Genomic DNA, 19,368 nt, shown 5'->3' with positions numbered 1-19,368 from the left:
TGGTGGGTGGGTGCCGGCGGGTGCCCTCAGTACGCGCCGCGCAGCGCGCGTTCCAGGATCGCGGCGCCCTCCTCGGCCTCGGCGACGGTCAGGGACAGCGGCGGGGCGACGCGCAGGGCGCTGGTGTCGTGGCCGCCGCCCTTGCCGATGAGCAGGCCGCCCTCGCGGGCCGCCTCCAGCACCGCGGCGGCCGCCCTCGGGTCGGCCTCGCCCGTGTCCGGCCGGGCCAGCTCGACGCCGATCATCAGACCGCGCCCGCGCACCTCCCGTACGCCGGGCAGCTGTGCGGCGACGGCCCGCAGCCGCTCGATGAGCAGGCCGCCGACCCGCCGCGCGTTGCCCTGGAGGTCGTGCTCGATCAGGTAGTTGAGGTTGGCGAGCCCCGCGGCCATGGTGATCTGGGTGCCGCCGAAGGTGGAGATGCTGTTGGCGTCCAGGCAGTTCATGAGGTCGGCGCGGGCGACGACCCCGCCGATGGACATGCCGTTGCCGATGCCCTTGGCGAAGGTGAGGATGTCCGGCGGCCCGCTGCGCCCGTGCGCCTGCCAGCCCCAGAAGTGGTCGCCGGTGCGGCCCCAGCCGGTCTGCACCTCGTCGGCGATCCACAGGATGCCGTGTTCCGCGAGGACGTCCCGGAAGGCGGCGTACAGGCCGTCGGGCGGGGAGGTGAAGCCGCCGACGCCCTGGACCGGCTCGGCGATCAGCGCGGCGGGCGGCCGGGTGTGGCCGAGCAGGTCCCGGAGGTCCGCGACGCAGGCCGCGATGAACTCGGCGTCGCTCAGCTGCGCGAACGGGCCGCGGGTGCGTACGCCGCCGTGCACGTACAGCGTCTGCAGCGGGGAGAGGGAACTGGGCGACCAGGAGCGGTTGCCGGTGATGCCGACGGTGCTGAAGGAGCGGCCGTGGTAGCTGTTGCGCATGGCCAGGACCGTGTTGCTGCGCCGGTACGCCGTCGCCAGCAGCAGCGCGGTGTCGTTGGCCTCGGTGCCGGAGGTGGTGAAGAAAACCCGGGCGTCCGGGATGCCGCTCAACTGGGCCACGCGCTCGGCCAGTTCCACCATCGGCCGGTTGAGGTAGAGGGTGGAGGAGTGGATGATCCGGCCGGCCTGCTCGCTGACCGCCTTGGTGACCTCGGGCAGCGCGTGCGCGGTCATGGTGGTGAGGATGCCGCCGAAGAAGTCGAGGTAGCGCCGGCCGGTGGCGTCCCAGACGTGGCGGCCCTCGCCGTGGGTGATCTCCAGCGGGTCCTCGTAGTAGAGGGCGAGCCAGTCGGGCAGCACGGCCCGGTGCCGGTCGTACAGGTCGTTCACGGCTGCACCAGCCCTTCGTAGGCGTCGGGGCGGCGGTCGCGGTAGAAGGCCCACTGCTGCCGCACCTCGTCGATGAGGTCGAAGTCGAGGTCGCGGAGGAGCAGTTCCTCCGCGGTGTCGGCGGCCGCGTCCCCGACGGTCCGGCCGCGCGGGTCGACGAAGTAGCTCGTCCCGTAGAAGTCGTTGTCGCCGTACTCCTCGCGGCCGACCCGGTTGATCGCGGCGACGAAGTACGCGTTGGCGACGGCGGCGGCCGGCTGCTCCAGCCGCCACAGGTGGGCGGACAGGCCGCGGTGGGTGGCGGAGGGGTTGTAGACGAGCTGGGCGCCGTTCAGGCCGAGCTGGCGCCAGCCCTCGGGGAAGTGGCGGTCGTAGCAGATGTAGACGCCGACCTTGCCGACGGCGGTGTCGAAGACGGGCCAGCCCAGGTTGCCGGGCTTGAAGTAGTACTTCTCCCAGAACCCCTCGACCTGCGGGATGTGGTGCTTGCGGTACTTGCCGAGGTAGCTGCCGTCGGCGTCGATCACGGCGGCGGTGTTGTAGTAGAACCCGGACCGCTCGACCTCGAAGACCGGGACGACGATCACCATGCCGGTCTCGCGGGCGAGGTCCCGCATCCGCCGCACCGTGGGCCCGTCCGGCACCGGCTCCGCCCAGCGGTAGTGCGCGCTGTCCTGGACCTGGCAGAAGTAGGGCGCGTTGAAGACTTCCTGGAACCCGATGATCCGGGCCCCGCGGCGGGCCGCCTCGCGGGCGTGCTCCTCGTGCTTGGCGACCATGGACTCGGTGTCGCCGGTCCAGGTGGCCTGGACCAGGGCCGCGCGGACGACATGGGGCATGAGCTGCTCCTTCGACGTACGTCAGAGCCTCTACGCCCGTAGAACGGACCTAGAGGCACGAACGTAAGCCCCCCGGCCCGGCTTGCCAAGACCATCGTCGTGAACCCGCGGAGTCGATCGTGTTTCGCACTCCGGTGGGCGAGTGCCGCGTCGCGCGCGCGGGCGCCCGCGCGCGGGCCGCACCGCCCGGCGCGTCGTGCGGCGCGCTCCCCGGTGCGCCCGCGATCCGCTCCGTGGTGCGCCCCGGTGCGGTGCGCCGAACCGGCGTACGCCCCTGCTCCGCGTCCTGCGGAGGCGGGCTCCCACCGGTCATCACCCACACGTGCGTATTGCGCTGGCAAACGCCCATAACGGGCTAAGCGGAGCGTACGGTTCATGGTGTTTACGGTTCCGAATGCGTGCAGGAACACAGCAGTCGACTGCTCGTGACCGCCGCGTCCGCGACCGTCCCGCCTTGTCCGCGGCTTCCCTCTTTTCCGAAGTGAAGGGCGAGCGGCAGGCACACCGTCACCCGTGAGCGGCGGACCCAGACGGCCTTTCCGGCTCGTCCGCCCCTGCCAGAACGGTCGGAGCACATGAACAGACCCGCCATGCCGGCCCCCGGCTGGACCCCCGATGCCGTCGTCTTCGACTGCGACGGCACCCTGGTCGACTCGGAGCAGCACTGGCAAAGAGCGCGCGCCGTCGTGCTGCGCGCCTTCGGGCACGCCCCGAGCCCCGAGTTCGCGGAGCGCGCGAAGGGCCTGCACTACCGGGACTGCGGCGCCCTCATGGCCGACCTCGTCGGCGAGCCGGCCCACGCGGAGGAGATGACCCAGCAACTGCTCAACACCTTCCGCGCCCTGGTGGCGCGGGAACCGGTGGCCACCCGCGGGGCGCGGCAGCTGGTGCGCGCCCTGGACCGGGTCGCACCCTTGGCGGTGGCCAGCAACTGCCCCGCCGACGTGGTGGAGTTCTGCCTGGAGTCGGTGGATCTACGCCATCACTTCCGGCACATCGTCGTGCCCGAGGGGGACGTGCTCCCCAAACCGCACCCGGACACCTACGCCAAGGCCGCGCGGCTGCTCGGCGCCTCCGGCGGTGACGTGCTGGCCGTGGAGGACTCGGTGAACGGCATGAAGGCCGCCGTGGCCGCGGGGCTGCGGGTCATCGGGGTGGGCCCGGACCCGGAGCCCGAGGCCCTCGCCCTGGCCGATCTGTGGGTCGGCGCGCTCGACGATCCACGGCTGGCGGCCTGGACGGAGAGCCTGCCGGCGGCCCGCCGCCCGGACAGCGGGCCCGCGGACACCGGACGGGGGAACGCCGGGCACGGTGACGCCGGACACTCGGACGCCCGAAGCCCGGACACCGCACGCCCGGGCGGCGCTCCGGACGGGCCGAGGATCCCCGGTCCGGGCGGAGCCTCGGGACAGGGCGTCACCCCCTCCGCGCCCTGACGGCCCATCCGCCCCGTCGAGCGGTCCGCGCCGGTGGCCCGCCCCGTGCGAGCGGGTCACCGGACGGCCGTCGCCCACGGCCGTCAGCCACCGCCGAAGGCCGGCCGCCGGGCGCCGAGGGCGCCGCGCTCCCGTGCGCGTCCCGGCCCGTCACACCCGGGCCGCCGCGCACCTTCCCGCCAGTTCGTCCATCGACAGTCCGAGGGCGTGCGCCACGGCGGCCACGGTGAAGAAGGCCGGGGTGGGCGCCCGGCCAGTCTCGATCTTGCGCAGGGTCTCGGCCGAGATGCCCGCGCTCGCCGCGACCTCCGTCATGCTGCGGCCGCCGCGCGCCGCGCGCAGCAGCAGGCCGAGCCGCTCGCCGCGCTCGCGCTCTTCCGGGGTCAGGGGGGTGCGGACCATGCCGTCATCCTACCGCTCCGACGTTATTCAAATCCCGTGATGACAATCCCGGATTTAAATACCGGCGCAGTAATGGGCAGGGGGGAACTGAAGGCCGAGGCGTCGATCGAGGCCCTGTACGCGGCCGGCCAGGTCGTCGCCCGGCCGCTCACCGCCGTGCGCGAGGCGGCGGACGTGGGGGGGGGCTCCCTGCTGGAGCTGGACGAGGTGTGGCGCACGCATCGCCTCCGTGAACGACGCGATCGTGCACGGCATCCCGACCCGCTACCGGCTGCGCGACGGAGACCTCGTCCCGCTGGGCTTCGGCGCCTCGCTGGGCGGTCGGTTCGGCGCTCAGCTTCGTCGGCCGCCCGCGCACGGCCGACCTGGAGCTGATCGCGGCCGCCGAGGCGGCGCCGGTCGCGGGCATCGAGGCGGCCGTGGTCGGCAACCGCGTCGGGGACATCGCCCACGCCGTCGGCTCGGTGTGCCGCGCGGCCGGGTACGGCGTCCCGGACGGCTTCGGCGGCCACGGCGTGGGCCGCCAGACGCACGAGGACCCCGGAGTGCCCGACGAGGGCCGCCCCGGCCGCGGCTTCCCGCTGCGCCACGGCCGGGTGCAGGCCATCGAGCCGATGCTGATCGGCGGCGGCACGGACGGCTACCACGCGGACCCGGACGGCTGGACGCTGCGCACGGACGGCGGCTCCCGGGCGGCCCACGGGGAACACACCGTGGCGATCACCGACGACGGGCCCCGGGTCCTCACCGCGCGGCCGGCCGGGTAGCCCGGCGGCGGGGCCGTACCGGGCGGGCAGGCAGGCAGGCCGCCCGACATGCCCGGCGCAACGGAACATGCAACCGTGGGCATGAGCCCCGCTCACCCGGTTACCCGGCGGGAGCCACCCGTCAGCGAAGGAACGGAAAGCGATGACCAGCGGTTTCGTCGGTCCGGAGGGCGACCCCTTCGGCGAATTCTTCGCCCGGTTCTTCGGCGGACCCCGCCCCGGTCCCCGGCACGTCGACATCGGCAGGCTGCTCAGCCAGCCCGCCCGGGAACTCGTCAAGGGCGCGGCCCAGTACGCCGCCGATCACGGCAGCCGGGACCTGGACACCGAGCACCTGCTCCGCGCGGCGCTCGCCACCGAACCCACCCGCAGCCTGCTCAGCCGGGCCGGCGCGGACCCGGACTCGATCGCCACGCAGATCGACGAGCGGTCCGGTCCCGTCCAGAGCCCGCCGGGCGAGGCGCCACCGCCCCCTCCCACCACCCTCGCGCTCACCCCGGCCGTCAAGCGCGCCCTGCTGGACGCGCACGACATGGCCCGGGCCAGCGGCGCCGGGTACATCGGCCCGGAGCACGTGCTCAGCGCGCTCGCCGCGAACCCCGACTCGGCGGCCGGGCACATCCTGAACGCGGCCCGGTTCGCCGCCTCCGGACTGCCGCCCGAGGCGCCGGAGGCCGCCGCCGCACAGGGCGGCGAGCGACAGCAGCGCGCCACCGGCACGCCCACCCTGGACAAGTACGGGCGCGATCTGACCGACCTGGCCCGGCAGGGCCGGATCGACCCGGTGATCGGGCGCGACCAGGAGATCGAGCAGACCATCGAGGTGCTCTCCCGGCGCGGGAAGAACAACCCCGTGCTGATCGGGGACGCCGGTGTCGGCAAGACCGCCATCGTGGAAGGACTCGCCCAGCGGATCGCGGACGGCGACGTGCCCGACATCCTGCTCGGCCGCCGGGTGGTGGCCCTGGACCTGACCGGCGTGGTCGCCGGCACCCGTTACCGGGGCGACTTCGAGGAGCGGCTGAACACCATCGTCACCGAGATCCGCACCCACTCCGAACGCCTGATCGTCTTCATCGACGAGCTGCACACGGTGGTCGGCGCGGGCGGCGGCGGCGAGGGCGGCTCCATGGACGCGGGCAACATCCTCAAGCCCGCCCTGGCCCGCGGCGAGCTGCACATCGTGGGCGCGACCACCCTGGAGGAGTACCGGCGGATCGAGAAGGACGCGGCGCTGGCCCGCCGCTTCCAGCCGATCCTGGTGCCCGAGCCGACCGCCGCGGACGCCATCGAGATCCTGCGCGGGCTGCGCGACCGCTACGAGGCCCACCATCAGGTGCGCTACACCGACGAGGCCCTGCTGGCCGCCGTGGAGCTGTCCGACCGGTATCTGACCGACCGGCGGCTGCCGGACAAGGCGATCGACCTGATCGACCAGGCCGGCGCGCGGGTACGGCTGCGGGCGCGCACCAAGGGCACCGACGTACGGGCCATGGAGCGCGAGGTCGAGCAGCTGGCCCTGGACAAGGACCAGGCGGTCGCGGACGAACAGTACGAGCAGGCCACGCAGTTGCGGGACCGCATCGTGGAACTCAAGCAGCGGATCGCGGAGGCCGGGAACACCGAGGAGGCCGACGAGGGGCAGCACCTGGAGGTGACCGCCGAGGCCGTCGCGGAGGTGGTGTCCCGGCAGACCGGCATCCCCGTCAGCAGCCTCACCCAGGAGGAGAAGGAGCGCCTGCTCGGCCTGGAGGGGCATCTGCACCGGCGGGTGGTCGGCCAGGAGGAGGCCGTCGCCGTGGTCGCGGACGCCGTGCTGCGCTCGCGGGCCGGACTGGCCAGCCCCGACCGGCCGATCGGCAGCTTCCTCTTCCTCGGCCCGACCGGCGTCGGCAAGACCGAGCTGGCCCGGGCGCTGGCGGAGGCGCTGTTCGGCAGCGAGGACCGCATGGTCCGCCTCGACATGAGCGAGTACCAGGAACGGCACACCGTCAGCCGGCTGGTGGGCGCCCCGCCGGGCTATGTCGGCCACGAGGAGGCCGGCCAGCTCACCGAGGTGGTGCGCCGGCACCCGTACTCGTTGCTCCTGCTGGACGAGGTGGAGAAGGCCCACCCGGACGTCTTCAACATCCTCCTCCAGGTGCTGGACGACGGGCGGCTGACGGACTCCCAGGGCCGCACGGTGGACTTCGCCAACACCGTCATCGTGATGACCAGCAACCTCGGCTCCGAGGCGATCACCCGGCGCGGCGCCGGGATCGGGTTCGGCGCGGGCGGTGCGGACGCCGACGAGGAGGCGCGGCGCGAGCAGATCCTGCGGCCGCTGCGGGAGCACTTCCGGCCCGAGTTCCTCAACCGCATCGACGAGATCGTGGTGTTCCGCCAGCTCACCGCCGGGCAGTTGCGGCAGATCACCGATCTGCTGCTGGAGCAGACGCGCCGGCTGCTGCACGCGCAGGGCGTCACCGTCGCGTTCACCGACGCGGCCGTGGACTGGCTGGCGCAGCGCGGCTACCAGCCGGAGTACGGTGCCCGGCCGCTGCGCCGGACCATCCAGCGCGAGGTCGACAACCAGCTGTCCCGGCTGCTGCTCGACGGCCGGGCCGGCGAGGGCGGCCGGGTCACGGTGGACGTCGAGGACGGGCGGCTCGCCTTCCGGACCCAGGACCCGTCGGCGGCGCCCCCACCCGCGCCCGCCGGCTGAGGCGCGCCGAGAGCGGCGTGGGCGAGCGGTGGGCCCGCCTCCCGGTGCGGGAGGCGGGCCCACCGTCATGTTCCGAAGGGCGGCTACGAAGCCGGGTGGACGACCATCGCCGAGCCGCCGCCCCTGCGGACCTTCTCGGCCGCCGCCAGCCATCTGCCGTCGGGCAGGCGCTGTACGCCGGTGGCGGCGCCGATCTCCGGGTTGAGCGTGAAGGAGTGGCCGATCGCCTCCAGCCGCTGCTTCAACGGGCTGTTGTAGAGGGCCGGTTCGAGTTCGGTGGTGGCCGCGTTGCGCTGGCTGGCGCGCGGGGCGGCGATCGCGTCGACCAGGGGCATGCGCCGGTCGAGGAAGTTGGTGAGCGTCTGCAGGACGGTGGTGATGATGGTGGCCCCGCCGGGTGAACCGAGCGCCACCACGGGCCGGTTGTGCCCGTCGAGGACGATCGTCGGTGAGATGGACGAGCGCGGGCGCTTGCCCGGTCCCGGCAGGTTCGGGTCGTGCACGGCCGGGTTGGCCGGGGCGAAGGAGAAGTCCGTCAGCTCGTTGTTGAGCAGGAAGCCCCGGCCGGGCACGGTCATGGCGCTGCCGCCGGTCTGCTCGATGGTGAGCGTGTAGGAGACGACGTCACCCCACTTGTCGGCCACCGTCAGATGGGTGGTGTTCTCGCCCTCGTACGTGGTCGGGGCGGCGGTGCCGCCGGTGCCGCAGGCCGCGGGGTGGCGCGGGTCGCCCGGCGCGAGCGGGCTGGTGAGGACCGCGTCGTCCTTGATCAGGCAGGCGCGGGAGTCGGCGTACTTCTGCGAAAGGAGCTGCCTGGTCGGCACGTTCTCGAAGGCCGGGTCACCGACCCAGCGTCCCCGGTCCGCGAACGCGATGCGGCTGGCCTCGATGTAGTGGTGCAGGTACTGGACCTCGCTCGCCTTCGACAGGTCCGTCTTCTCCAGGATGTTGAGCGCCTCACCGACCGTGGTGCCGCCGGAGGAGGAGGGCGCTATGGAGTAGACGTTCAGGCCGCGGTAGGAGGCCCTGGTGGGCGCCTGGAGCTTGGCCCGGTAGACGGCGAGGTCCTTCTCGGCCAGCTTGCCGGGGCGGGCGTTCCAGCCGGAGGCGGGGTCCACGCGCGGGTGTTCGACCGTCTTGACGATGTCGTCGCCTATGTCGCCGCGGTAGACGGCGCCCGTGCCCTCGCGGGCCAGCTCCTCGTAGGTGCGGGCCAGTTCGGGGTTCTTGAAGGTGGACCCGACGACGGGCAGCTTGCCGCCGGGCAGGAACAGCTTCGCGGTGTCCGGGAAGGCACGGAAGCGGGTCTCGTTGCCGGCGGTCTGCGAGCGGAAGGTGTCGTCCACGGTGAAGCCGTCGCGGGCGAGCCGCTCGGCCGGTTTCAGCACCGAGGCGAGGTTGCGGCTGCCCCACTGGTCCAGGGCCGTCTGCCAGGTGGCGGGCGTGCCGGGGGTGCCGACGCTCAGGCCGCTGCTGACCGCGTCGTTGAAGGAGAGCGGCTTGCCGTTCTCCAGGAACAGGTCGGGTCCGGCGGACAGCGGTGCCGTCTCCCGGCCGTCGATGGTGTGCACCGTGCGGGACCTGGCGTCGTAGTAGACGAAGTAGCCGCCTCCGCCGACGCCGGAGGAGTAGGGCTCGGTGACGCCGAGGGCGGCGGCGGTGGCCACGGCCGCGTCGACCGCGTTGCCGCCCTTGCGCAGCACCTCGATGCCGGCCGCGGAGGCGTCCGCGTCGACGCTCGCGACGGCGCCGCCGTAGCCGGCGGCCACCGGGGTCTTCGCCGGGGGTCTCGGCTTCGCGTCGGGCCGCGCGGCGGGCGGGGCCGCGGCGCCCACCGACACCACGGCGGCCGAGACCGCCAGGACCGCCAGTTTCCGTGTGACAGGGCGACGCATCCGCACCTCCAGTCAGGAACCGTCCGCGCAGCCTAATCGATTGCCATGATCCCGTCAGGACGGTCTCGAACACAGTACCGTCCGGGCCGCTACTGTGCGCGGCCGGACGATGACGCGCGCGACACCGTCCTGGGGGTGGCCCGGGCGTGGTGGCCGGTGGACGTGACCCGTGCGGCCCTGGCGCCGCTGCCGGCGGCGGAGCCGTCACCGGACGACCCCGCGGCGAGCACAACCCGCCCGGCGCGCAGCTGACCTCCTCCTCGCCTGCGGACGTCCTGTCGTGTCTGTCCGAACCGCCGCGCGAGCAGTGATCTCCGGCTGCCGCCGGCCGGGTATGGCTCTGTGGACCGCTGCCCCCTGAGACGGTCGTGAACGGCACATCGTAGTCGAGGTTCGCCGCGATGAGCCCGCCGCCGGGAAGGACGCCCTGCGGCGGCCCTGCCCGGATGCACTCGCTCACGGCTTTGCGGTGGTTGCCGCAAACTATCCGGGGTACGCGGGACCGGCCGCACGACACGGGCTTTTCCGGCATAAGCCGTATTTACGCCTCAATCCTCCGAAAGCTCCGCATACAGCTGGGACAGCTCCGGTACGCCGCTCTCGGCCCAGGCGTGCCCGGCCTGTACGACATCGGACTCCCGCCCGGAGGCGAGCCGCACGACGGGATGGCCGTTGGGCCAGATCTCCCAAGCCGCGCCGGGCAGGGTCCGCACGATCACGGTGCCCAGGTACAGCCCGGCGTCATTGCCGAGCCAGGACACCTTCTCCGCGTCGTCCCGCCAGCGCGGCAGCAGCTGGTCCAGCTCCTCCAGCGAGCCGGGCGACTCGTCGAGCCGGATCCCGGCCTCGGACGCCTGGACGCGCAACAGTTCGCAACTGGAAAGCAGGTCGGCGAGGTCGCCCGGGTCGGGAGTTCCGTCACCGGCGGAGACGACCGCGACTCCGAGGGCGGGTGCGTGCTTCTTGCGCCAGTTGCCCACGAACGGGATGTTCATGCGCCCAGCGTCGCACCGGCGGCGCCGCGCGCACCACAGGCGGGAACGCCGGTGTGGCGCCCGGAGGGGCCCGGGACCCGCCCCGGCGGACCTCGTCCCGGCGGCCCCCGCGCTAGACGTCCAGGTCGACCACCACGGGCGCGTGATCGGAGGCGCCCTTGCCCTTGCGCTCCTCCCGGTCCACGTAGGCGTCGGTGACGGCCTTGGCGAAGGGCTCGTTGGCGTACACCAGGTCGATGCGCATGCCGCGGTTCTTGGGGAAGCAGAGCTGGCGGTAGTCCCAGTACGTGTACGCGTGGTCGTACTTCAGGGGCTGCGGGACCACGTCCGACAGGCCCGCCTCGCGCAGGGACGCCAGGGCGGCGCGCTCGGCCGGGGTGACATGGGTGGCGCCCTCGAAGGCCGCCCTGTCGTACACGTCGTCGTCCGTCGGCGCGACGTTGTAGTCACCGAGGACGGCGAACGGGCGGCTGCCGGCCGCGTCGCCCGCGACGGCCGCCTTGAGGGCCTCGAACCACTGGAGCTTGTAGGCGTAGTGCGGGTGGTCCACCTCGCGGCCGTTGGGCACGTAGACCGACCAGACGCGGACCGGGCCGCAGGTCACGGAGAGGGCGCGGGGCTCCTGCGCACCGTCGTAACCGGGGTCGCCGGGCAGGCCCTTGACCACGTCCTCCAGGCCCACCCGGGAGAGCACCGCCACGCCGTTCCACCGGCCGGTGGCGTGCACCGCCGCCTCGTAGCCCGCCGCGCGCAGCTGGTCGAACGGGAACTGGTCCTCGGCGATCTTGGCCTCCTGGAGGCACAGCACGTCGGTGCCGGTGCTCTCCAGCCAGGCCAGCAGCCTCGGGAGGCGGGCGGTGATCGAGTTCACGTTCCAGGTGGCGATGCGCATGCCTCACAACCTACCCGGCGGCACTGACAACCCCGCCCGCCCGGACCTCACACGTCGGCCGACTCCCCCGGCGTGAGCCGCAGGTGCTCGGCGCCGCCCAGGGCGCCGATCTGGTGGTCGTAGATGGGGCGGGCCAGGTCGGTCAGGAGCGCGTCGTGGATGTCGTACGCCCGCCGCGGCTCGACCTCGCGGACGTACTCGATCACTTCCGCGATCTTGTTCCAGGGGGCCATCACCGGGAGCATCAGCGTCTGGACCGGCCGGTCCGGCACGGTGAGCGCGTCGCCGGGGTGGAAGACCGTGCCGCCGTCGATCAGGTAGCCGACGTTGGTGATGCGCGGGATGTCCGGGTGGATCACGGCGTGCAGCTCGCCGTGGACCTGCACGTCGAAGCCGGCGGCGGTGAAGGTGTCGCCGTGGCCGACGGTGTGCACCCGGCCCGGGAAGGCGGCCGAGACCTGCTCCGCGACCGACTTGAGGGTCCAGATCTCGGCGGCCGGGTTCGCCTCCAGGGCGGCCCGCAGCCGGTCCTCGGCGAAGTGGTCCATGTGCTCGTGCGTCACCAGGACGGCTTCGGCGCCGACCGCCGCGTCCTCCTCGCTGAAGGCGCCGGGGTCGATGACGAGGGCGCGGCCGTCCTTCTCCAGGCGGACACAGGCGTGCGACTTCTTGGTGAGCTTCATGATTCCATCCTGCCGCGCGCCGGCGGGCCGGTGGCGTCACCCGGCCGGGGTCGTCTCCTCCAGGACGACCCGCTGGGCCACCTTGAAGGCCCGGGCCGCCGCCGGCATGCCGCAGTACACCGCCGTCTGGAGCAGCACTTCCTTGATCTCGTCCGGGGTCAGCCCGGTACGCAGCGCCGCCCGCGTGTGCGCGGCCAGCTCGTCCGCGTCCCCGGCAGCGACCAGCGCGGCCAGCGCGACACAGCTGCGGGTGCGCCGGTCCAGGCCGGGCCGGTCCCAGACGCCGCCCCAGGCGCAGCGGGTGAGGAACTCCTGGAAGTCGCCGGAGAAGTCGCCGGCCTGCTCCAGCTCCCGGTCGACGTGCGCGTCGCCGAGCACCTCGCGGCGGATCTTGAGTCCGGTGTCGTACGGGTCCGGTCCGGGCGCGGGTGCGGACGGCACCGCCGCCGACGCGATCTCGGCGACCGGCGCGGTCTGCGGCGGCTGCGGGGACGCGGCCAGGACCGGCCGGGCGGGGGCGGCGACGATGGCGATCTGGCCGGTGCCGGACTCGAAGGCGGGCTGCCAGGCCGAGGAGAAGTGCCGCACCAGCAGGTCGGTGACGGCGGCGGGCTGCTCCACCGGGACCAGATGCGAGGCGCCGGGCACCACGGCCAGGCGGGCGTCCCGGATGCCGGCGACCAGGGTGCGGGCCTCGGCGGGGCCGGTGACCTGGTCCTCCGAGCCGACCAGGACGAGGGTGGGCACGACCGCCCGGCCGAGTTCGGCGCGCACGTCGAAGGCGGCCAGCGCCTCGCAGGCGGCGATGTAGCAGCCGGGGTCGGTGGTGCGCACCATCTGCACCGCCCAGTCGGTGATCGCCGGCTGGGCGGCCGCGAACCCGCCGGTGAACCAGCGGTCCGGGGAGGTCCGGGCGATCGGGTCGAGCCCGTTGGTCCGGACGATCACCCCGCGCTGGCGGAACTCGTCCGCCGTGCCGAACCGCGGCGAGGCCGCGATCAGCGCGAGGGAGGCGAGGCGCTCGGGGTGGCGCAGCGCCAGCTCGACGCCGACCGCGCCGCCCAGCGCGCAGCCCGCGTAACCGAAGCGCTGCACCCCGAGCCCGTCGAGCGTGGCCAGCAGCCGCGCGGTCAGCTCCGTCACCGATCCGGCCGGATGTGCGGGCGCGCCGCCGTGTCCGGGCAGGTCGAACCGGAAGACACGCCACTGCTTCGTCAGCTCCGGCACCTGCCGGTCCCACATGTGCCAGGTCGTCCCGAGTGAGGGGCCGAGGATGAGGACCGGGGCGTCTTCCGGGCCGTCGAAGCGGTACTGGAGGGTGTTCGTCGGTGTCTCACTCACCGCTCCACGCTAACCGCCGTCCGGGACATCCCCGTCCCGGGGGCCCCACTCTCCACACCGCGCTACCGGGGATCGTCGAGGGATCTTCACGCTTTCTTCGCTCGGGGGCGGGCGGTCGGGCCCCGGGGTGGTTGTCGCGTGGGGTCGGGTGGCCGGTCCCCGGGACGGTTACCGGGTGTCCGGGTCGGTCAGGGCGGTCAGGGCGCCGACCGGGTCCAGGTCGGCGGTGCCGCGCGGCCACCAGTCGTCGTGGCCGGGTTCGGATTCGTACGCGTACCAGAGGCCGTCCCGGCCCAGGCGGAGCTGGAGCCGGCCGCTCGGGTGGGTGAGCCGGTTGCGCCAGGGTCTGAAGGCGGGCAGGCCGGCGGCGAGCAGCAGGGGGCGGGCCCGGTCGAACCGGCCGGCCGGCGGGTCCCAGGGTTCCTCCAGGGCGGCGAGTCCCTCCTCGCCGCCCTGCCGCCAGGCGGCCACCGCGCGCGCCAGCTCGGCCGGCGTGCGTCCGGCGGCGGAGGCGAGCGAGGCGTACAGGGACCGGGTGGCCGCGGTCAGTCCGGAACCGGGTCGGGCCGCGGCCAGGCGCACCGCGTCCTGCCACAGCGTCAGTCCGCCGACGGGGTCGCGGCCGGTGGTGAGCAGGGCGTGGGCGCGCGCGGCCGCGTCGGTGGCCAGCTGGTCCAGGGCGAAGGGGTCCGGGCTGCCCGGGGCCGCGGGGTACGCCGGGGGCTGTTCGGGGTGCGGCGGGGGCGGCAGCGGAGGGGGCAGGGGCAGGGGGCGGTGCGCTACGGCGTCGGTGGCGCGCACGCCGGGCAGCGGCTCCGGGCCCCGCTCCTGGGCGGCGCGGGCCGCCCTGGCCGCGCTCAGCCGGGACAGCGCGTCGAGCAGTTCCCGTTCACCCCGGCCGCGGAGCAGCAGCAGGACGAAGGGGTCCGCGTCCAGCAGCCGCGCGGTCTGGTAGCACAGGGCCGCCGCGTGCTTGCAGGGGTGGCCGCGGTCGGGGCAGTTGCAGTGCGGTTCGAGGTCTCCCGGTCCTGGCAGCAGCGGTACCCCGCAGTCGGCGAGCGACTGGGGCAGTTCCTTGTCGAGGAGTGCGGCGATGTGCCCGGGGCGGTCCGTGGCCGCCTCAAGGAACCGGTCCCAGTCGGTGTCGCTCAGCGTCCGCAGCCGGACCTGGGCGCGGTACGGGCGCGGGCGGCTGCCCTGGACGTACCCCAGGACCAGGCCGGGCGTCACGGTGATGGCGTCCACATGCCCCTGCTCCGCGTAACCACGTCCCCGGGCCAGACGCGCCGCGTCCAGCGCGTCTTCCTCCAGCGCGGTGATCCACGCGTTGCCCCACCAGGTCTCGGCGAGTCCGGTGGCGGCCGCTGCCTCTGCCGGTGCCGGTGGCGGTGGCGTCAACGCCGGGAAGGTGCGCCGCAGTTCGCCGTCCCGGCGGGGGGCGGCCATGGAGCCGGGGAGGAGGGGGGTGGCGGTGCCTGGAGTTGCCGGTGGGTCGGCTCGCTCGTCTGCTTCCTCCGCTGTTTCCTCCGCTTCCTCCGCTTGCTCGGCGGGGTGGGGGTCGGCAGGGAGGTCGGTCCCGCGGACGGGGGGTGCGCCAGTGGGCGCGGCGTCGGGTTCGGCGGGGGGCGTGGCGATGGAACGGCTTCGCGTGCTGCCGGTGTCCGGGGCGGTCGGTGACAGGGTGGCCGCGGCCGCGCGTGGAGACGGTGCCGACGCCGTCGGGGCACGGAACGCGTCCGCGAGGAGTTCCCCCACCTGGCGGACACCGGCCCGGCGGACCGGAACGTCCCTTCGGGGCCTGCCGAGGCGGGGCGCGGGACGGGACGGGGGGCGGGCGCCCTCCGCCGGGCGCGACGGTGTTCCGCCCGGTGTCTCCCGCTTGGCCGCGGCGGCTGTCTCGGCATCGGCCTTGGCCGCGGCCTCGCTACGAGCGCGGGCGGCACGCAGGGCTTCGCGCGCTACGTCACCGGGGCGCGCGCCGGAGGGACGCGCCGGGCTCCGAGCCGGCTCTGCGGGGACCGCGCGGGCGGAGGCCACCTCCGTGGGGGCCTCTCCGGCGGAGTCCTGCCCGGTGGAGTCCTGCCCGGTGGAGTCCTGCCCGGCAGGGGTCGGCAGTCGCGGGGTGGAGTCGTCCAGCTCGGTGGTGTCTTCGTGTGCCGGGGTACCCCCCTGATCGGTGGGGGCTTCCCTTCCGGAGGTGTCTCCCCGTCGAGCGGTGTCGCCCTGCCCGGCGAGGTCGTCGTGCCCGGCGGTGGCCCTCGGCTCAGCGGGGCCGCCGCTCCGTCCAGCGGTTTCCTCCCGGCCGGACGGCGCGGCCTCCTGCCCTGCGGACTGCTCCCGCGCTGGAGAGACCTCGTGTCCCGCGATCTTCTCCCACTCCGAAGAGACCCCCCTCTCGTGCGAGGCCCCGTGGTCGGAACCGGCGTCGTGGCCGGGACGGCCCCCGCGCCCAGCGGTACCCTCCCGCGCGCCGGACAGGGCCGCGCGGGCCGCGTCCGCCGGGCGAGGCGTTCGCCGGGCCGGGGCGCTCGGCGCCGAGGCGGGAGCTGCCGGAGCGGGGGCCACCGGTGCGGAGGTCGCCGGGGCGGAGGACGCCGGGGCGGTCGACGGCCGGTTCTCGCGGGCCGCGCGGAGCGCCTCGCGGGCCGCGTCCGCCGGGCGTGCGGGCGCCGGGTCCCGGCCGGTGCCGTGCCCTCCGCTCACGGGACCAGCGCCGGACGGCGCGTCCGGCGCCTCGTCAAGGACAGCCGGCGCCTCCCCCGTCACGCCCCCGGCGGAACTCCCCTCCCCTGCCTCGTCCCGGGCGGACGGCCTCTCGCCCGCCTCGTCCCGCGCGGACAGCGCCTCGCGCGCCTCGTCCGAGGTCGGCCGCAGCTCCGGCGGTGTGGGCCGCTCGGTCCGTTCCGGGGTGTCCATCAGGCCTCCCTGCGCAGGGACACGAGGTCGGACAGTTCGCGGTCGGTCAGTTCGGTGAGGGACGATTCGCCTGTGCCGAGGATGGCGTCGGCGAGGGCGCGCTTGGCGGTGAGCATGTCGGCGATGCGGTCCTCGACGGTGCCCTCGGCGATGAGGCGGTGGACCTGGACGGGCTGGGTCTGGCCGATGCGGTAGGCGCGGTCGGTGGCCTGTTCCTCGACGGCCGGGTTCCACCAGCGGTCGAAGTGCACGACGTGGCCCGCGCGGGTGAGGTTGAGGCCGGTGCCGGCCGCCTTCAGGGACAGCACGAGCACCGGGGTCGCGCCCTCCTGGAAGCGGTCCACCATGCGTTCGCGCTCCGGGACCGGCGTACCGCCGTGGAGCAGGTCGACGGGGACCGCGCGGGCGGCGAGGTGGGAGGCGATGAGGCGGGCCATGCCGACGTACTGGGTGAAGACCAGGGCGGAGCCGTCCTCGGTGAGGAGGGTGTCGAGCAGTTCGTCGAGGAGGGCGAGTTTCCCGGAGCGGGCCGTGAGGCGGTCGCCGCCGCGCGGGTGGTCCTCCTTGAGGTACAGGGCGGGATGGTCGCAGATCTGCTTGAGCGAGGTGAGCAGCTTGAGGACCAGGCCGCGCCGGGCGATGCCGTCGGCGCTCTCGATGGCGGCCATCGACTCGCGCACCACCGCCTCGTACAGCGCGGCCTGTTCCCGGGTGAGCGGGACGGGGTGGTCGGTCTCGGTCTTGGGCGGCAGCTCGGGGACGATGCCGGGGTCGGACTTGCGGCGGCGCAGCAGGAAGGGCCGTACCAGGCGGGCCAGGCGGGTCACCGCTTCCTCGTCCTCGCCGTTCTCCACGGCGCGCGCGTGCCGGGCGCGGAAGGACTTGAGCGGGCCCAGGAGGCCGGGGGTGGTCCAGTCGAGCAGGGCCCACAGTTCGGAGAGGTTGTTCTCCACCGGTGTGCCGGTGAGGGCCACGCGCGCGGGGGACGGGATGGTGCGCAGCGCCTTCGCGGTCGCCGAGTACGGGTTCTTGACGTGCTGTGCCTCGTCCGCGACGACCATGCCCCAGGGCTGCTCGGCCAGCAGGGGGGCGGCCGAGCGCATGGTGCCGTACGTGGTGAGCACGAAGCCGCCGTCGAGGCCGGACAGGGTGCGGTCGGCCCCGTGGAAGCGGCGGACGGGGACGCCGGGGGCGAAGCGGTTGATCTCCCGCTGCCAGTTGCCCAGCAGGGAGGCCGGGCAGACCACCAGGGTGGGAGCGTGGTGGGCGCGCTTGAGGTGCAGGGCGATGAGGGTGACCGTCTTGCCGAGGCCCATGTCGTCGGCGAGGCAGCCGCCGAGGCCGAGGGAGGTCATGAGGTCGAGCCAGGCCAGGCCGCACAGCTGGTAGTCGCGCAGCGTGGCGTTCAGGCCCGGGGGCGGTTCGGCGGGCCGTACACCGGCGGTGATGCGGTCGCGCAGGGCAGCCAGCGCGCCGGTCGGCACCGCCGCGACCGTCTCGCCGTCGACCTCCGCGGTGCCGGTGAGCGCCACCGAGAGGGCGTCGACCGGGTCGAGCAGGCCCAGGTCGCGCTTGCGGGCCTTGCGCACGAGGGCGGGGTCGACCAGCACCCAGCTGTCCCGCAGCCGGACGACCGGGCGGTGGGCCTCGGCGAGGGCGTCCATCTCGGTGTCGGTGAGCGGGTCGCCGCCGAGCGCCAGCTGCCAGTGGAAGCGCAGCAGTTCCTCGCTCTCGAAGAATCCGGTGCCGTCGGTCGCGGAGCCGGGCGCGGGGCGCACCACGGCCGTGGCGGTGAGGTCGTGCGCCAGGTCCCGGGGCCAGTGCACGGCGACACCGGCCGCCGCGAGCCGGGTGGCGGCCATGCCGAGCAGCTCACCGACCTCCTGTTCGGACAGGGCGAGGACGTCGGGCACTTCTTGTTCGGCGAGCCGGTCCAGCGGGGGCCAGACGCGGGCGGCACGGCGTACGGCCAGGGCGGCGTCCACGCGCGCGCGGGGGCCGAACGCCTGGTCGGCCTCGCCCGCCCACAGGGCCGCCGCGTCGGCGACCAGGGTGGGGTCCGCGAGGCTGTGCACCTGGACGACGACGGCACCGGCGCCGCGGGCCGGGGCGCCGCGCGGGCCGGGCTCGGCGCGGGTGCCGGTGTCGAACAGGTCGTACGCCGACAGGTCCAGGCGCAGCGAGATCCGCACTCCGGCGTCCATGCCCGCGGCGACCTCGGCCGCCCAGTCGTGGGCGGCCGGCAGGTGCTGCGCGCCGCGGGCCGCGAAGGGTTTTCCCGCGGTGTGCGGCGCGGCCGGGGTGCGGGGCAGGGTGTCGGCGACCGCGTCGAGGAAGGCGCGCAGCAGGGCGTCCGGGCGGGGCAGCCGCAGCGGGCCGGGGCCGGGCAGTGGGACGGCGTGGCCCTCGTGGGGCAGGGCGGCGGCGAGGGCGCGCAGGTGGGCGATGTCCTCGGGGTCCAGGGGGCCCGCGCGCCAGGCGTCGTGCCCGGTGGCGGTCAGTCCGGGGAGCAGCCGGCCCCTGGCCGCGAGCCGCAGCGCGTGCAGGGCGGCGCCGCCCCAGCAGGCCGTGGCGGGGTGGGCCGCCGGGTCGTGCCGGGCGCGCACCAGGTGGGGCAGCGCCTGGTCGACGGGCAGCGTCAGGGCCGGGGCGGTCCTGCGCCGGACACCCTGCCCGTGCCGCCGGACGACGGTGAGCCGGGTGCGGACGGGTCGGCGGTCGAGAAGTTCGGCCGGGGCGGGGTGGCCGCCCGGGAGTTCGGCCGGGGTGGGTCGGCCGCTGGGCGACTCGGCGGGTCCGAGCCCGTCGTCGGGAGACTCGGCGTACTCGATCCGATCGTCGGAGGACTCGGCGTACCCGATCCGGCCGTCAGGGAATTCGACGGGTCCGAGCCCATTGTCGGGAGACTCGGCGGCCCCGAGCAGGTCGCCGGGGGAATCGGCTGCTCCGAGCCGGTCGTCGCCGTCGGCGGCCCAGACCTCACCGTCCGGGTCCCAGAAGGCGATCCGGCCCTCGCGCGGCAGCGGCGCGGGCAGGAAGACGGCGGCGAGCCGCACGGACACCGCGTCCGGCGCGGCACCCGTCGCCGCCCCGGCCGTGCCCGCCCCGGGCACGGCCCTGCCTCTCGCGGCCGTCCCGGCCGTCTCCGCCATGGCCGTCGTCTGGCTCATACGTCTCGTCACCTCCCG

The 19,368-nt window shown here is 74.6% G+C and carries 12 protein-coding genes and 1 pseudogene; 3 read left to right on the top strand and 10 right to left on the bottom strand.

Annotated features, from left to right (window positions below):
• Positions 1-26: 26 nt before the first annotated feature.
• Both ABZ858_RS24660 and ABZ858_RS24655 read right to left on the bottom strand, forming a co-directional pair.
• Positions 27-1,310, bottom strand: coding sequence for an aspartate aminotransferase family protein (locus ABZ858_RS24660; protein WP_361382470.1), 1,284 nt, complete (start codon positions 1,308-1,310; stop codon positions 27-29).
• Entirely contained in the window at positions 1,307-2,149 is an 843-nt protein-coding gene (locus ABZ858_RS24655) for a nitrilase-related carbon-nitrogen hydrolase (protein ID WP_361382467.1), read from the bottom strand. Before ABZ858_RS24655 ends, ABZ858_RS24660 begins: the two co-directional genes overlap by 4 nt.
• A gap of 575 nt (positions 2,150-2,724) precedes the next feature.
• On the opposite strand from ABZ858_RS24655, the gene ABZ858_RS24650 reads away from it, so the two are divergent.
• A complete protein-coding gene (locus tag ABZ858_RS24650) occupies positions 2,725-3,585 on the top strand; it encodes an HAD family phosphatase (RefSeq protein ID WP_361382464.1) in 861 nt (286 codons plus the stop codon).
• Between the two features lie 150 nt (positions 3,586-3,735).
• Here ABZ858_RS24650 and ABZ858_RS24645 read toward each other — a convergent pair whose 3' ends face one another.
• Complete coding sequence (locus ABZ858_RS24645; RefSeq protein ID WP_361382461.1) at positions 3,736-3,987, bottom strand: helix-turn-helix transcriptional regulator; 252 nt, start codon at positions 3,985-3,987, stop codon at positions 3,736-3,738.
• 72 nt (positions 3,988-4,059) lie between these two features.
• Here ABZ858_RS24645 and ABZ858_RS24640 point away from each other — a divergent pair.
• Positions 4,060-4,754, top strand: a pseudogene (locus ABZ858_RS24640) (M24 family metallopeptidase).
• Between the two features lie 142 nt (positions 4,755-4,896).
• Positions 4,897-7,458, top strand: coding sequence for an ATP-dependent Clp protease ATP-binding subunit (locus ABZ858_RS24635; protein WP_361382458.1), 2,562 nt, complete (start codon positions 4,897-4,899; stop codon positions 7,456-7,458).
• A gap of 83 nt (positions 7,459-7,541) precedes the next feature.
• Here the strand turns inward: ABZ858_RS24635 and ggt are convergent, their stop codons facing one another.
• From ggt to ABZ858_RS24600, 7 genes are all read right to left on the bottom strand, one after another.
• Positions 7,542-9,353, bottom strand: a complete 1,812-nt coding sequence (gene ggt, locus ABZ858_RS24630) for a gamma-glutamyltransferase (RefSeq protein WP_361382455.1) — start codon at positions 9,351-9,353, stop codon at positions 7,542-7,544.
• Between the two features lie 548 nt (positions 9,354-9,901).
• Positions 9,902-10,348 (bottom strand): DUF6278 family protein, encoded by a 447-nt coding sequence (locus ABZ858_RS24625; RefSeq protein ID WP_361382452.1) that lies wholly within the window; start codon positions 10,346-10,348, stop codon positions 9,902-9,904.
• A 112-nt stretch (positions 10,349-10,460) separates the two neighbouring features.
• The gene (locus tag ABZ858_RS24620) at positions 10,461-11,240 is read right to left on the bottom strand and encodes an exodeoxyribonuclease III (protein WP_361382449.1); all 780 of its coding nucleotides are present in this window, start codon (positions 11,238-11,240) and stop codon (positions 10,461-10,463) included.
• A 47-nt stretch (positions 11,241-11,287) separates the two neighbouring features.
• Positions 11,288-11,923 carry an MBL fold metallo-hydrolase gene (locus tag ABZ858_RS24615; RefSeq protein WP_361382446.1) on the bottom strand — a complete coding sequence of 212 codons (636 nt, stop codon included), beginning with the start codon at positions 11,921-11,923 and terminating at the stop codon, positions 11,288-11,290.
• A gap of 36 nt (positions 11,924-11,959) precedes the next feature.
• The gene (locus ABZ858_RS24610) at positions 11,960-13,264 is read right to left on the bottom strand and encodes an alpha/beta fold hydrolase (protein WP_361382443.1); all 1,305 of its coding nucleotides are present in this window, start codon (positions 13,262-13,264) and stop codon (positions 11,960-11,962) included.
• Between the two features lie 168 nt (positions 13,265-13,432).
• Positions 13,433-15,829 carry an SWIM zinc finger family protein gene (locus ABZ858_RS24605; RefSeq protein ID WP_361382814.1) on the bottom strand — a complete coding sequence of 799 codons (2,397 nt, stop codon included), beginning with the start codon at positions 15,827-15,829 and terminating at the stop codon, positions 13,433-13,435.
• A gap of 350 nt (positions 15,830-16,179) precedes the next feature.
• Positions 16,180-19,350: a DEAD/DEAH box helicase gene (locus ABZ858_RS24600; RefSeq protein ID WP_361382440.1), complete on the bottom strand. Its 3,171-nt coding sequence runs from the start codon at positions 19,348-19,350 to the stop codon at positions 16,180-16,182.
• Between the last annotated feature and the right edge of the window lie 18 nt (positions 19,351-19,368).

It is taken from the genome of Streptomyces sp. NPDC047017 (genome assembly GCF_040644175.1).
Classification (GTDB): domain Bacteria; phylum Actinomycetota; class Actinomycetes; order Streptomycetales; family Streptomycetaceae; genus Streptomyces.
The sequence above is the reverse complement of the archived record's forward strand: the minus strand, read 5'-3'. Positions and strand labels throughout refer to the sequence as shown.

Bases quoted from the DNA above. Each gene is read 5' to 3' on its own strand.
- ABZ858_RS24645 (WP_361382461.1), bottom strand. From the start codon at position 3,987: ATGGTCCGCACCCCCCTGACCCCGGAAGAGCGCGAGCGCGGCGAGCGG.
- ggt (WP_361382455.1), bottom strand. From the start codon at position 9,353: ATGCGTCGCCCTGTCACACGGAAACTGGCGGTCCTGGCGGTCTCGGCC.
- ABZ858_RS24625 (WP_361382452.1), bottom strand. From the start codon at position 10,348: ATGAACATCCCGTTCGTGGGCAACTGGCGCAAGAAGCACGCACCCGCC.
- ABZ858_RS24635 (WP_361382458.1), top strand. From the start codon at position 4,897: ATGACCAGCGGTTTCGTCGGTCCGGAGGGCGACCCCTTCGGCGAATTC.
- ABZ858_RS24600 (WP_361382440.1), bottom strand. From the start codon at position 19,350: ATGAGCCAGACGACGGCCATGGCGGAGACGGCCGGGACGGCCGCGAGA.
- ABZ858_RS24650 (WP_361382464.1), top strand. From the start codon at position 2,725: ATGAACAGACCCGCCATGCCGGCCCCCGGCTGGACCCCCGATGCCGTC.
- ABZ858_RS24615 (WP_361382446.1), bottom strand. From the start codon at position 11,923: ATGAAGCTCACCAAGAAGTCGCACGCCTGTGTCCGCCTGGAGAAGGAC.
- ABZ858_RS24620 (WP_361382449.1), bottom strand. From the start codon at position 11,240: ATGCGCATCGCCACCTGGAACGTGAACTCGATCACCGCCCGCCTCCCG.
- ABZ858_RS24655 (WP_361382467.1), bottom strand. From the start codon at position 2,149: ATGCCCCATGTCGTCCGCGCGGCCCTGGTCCAGGCCACCTGGACCGGC.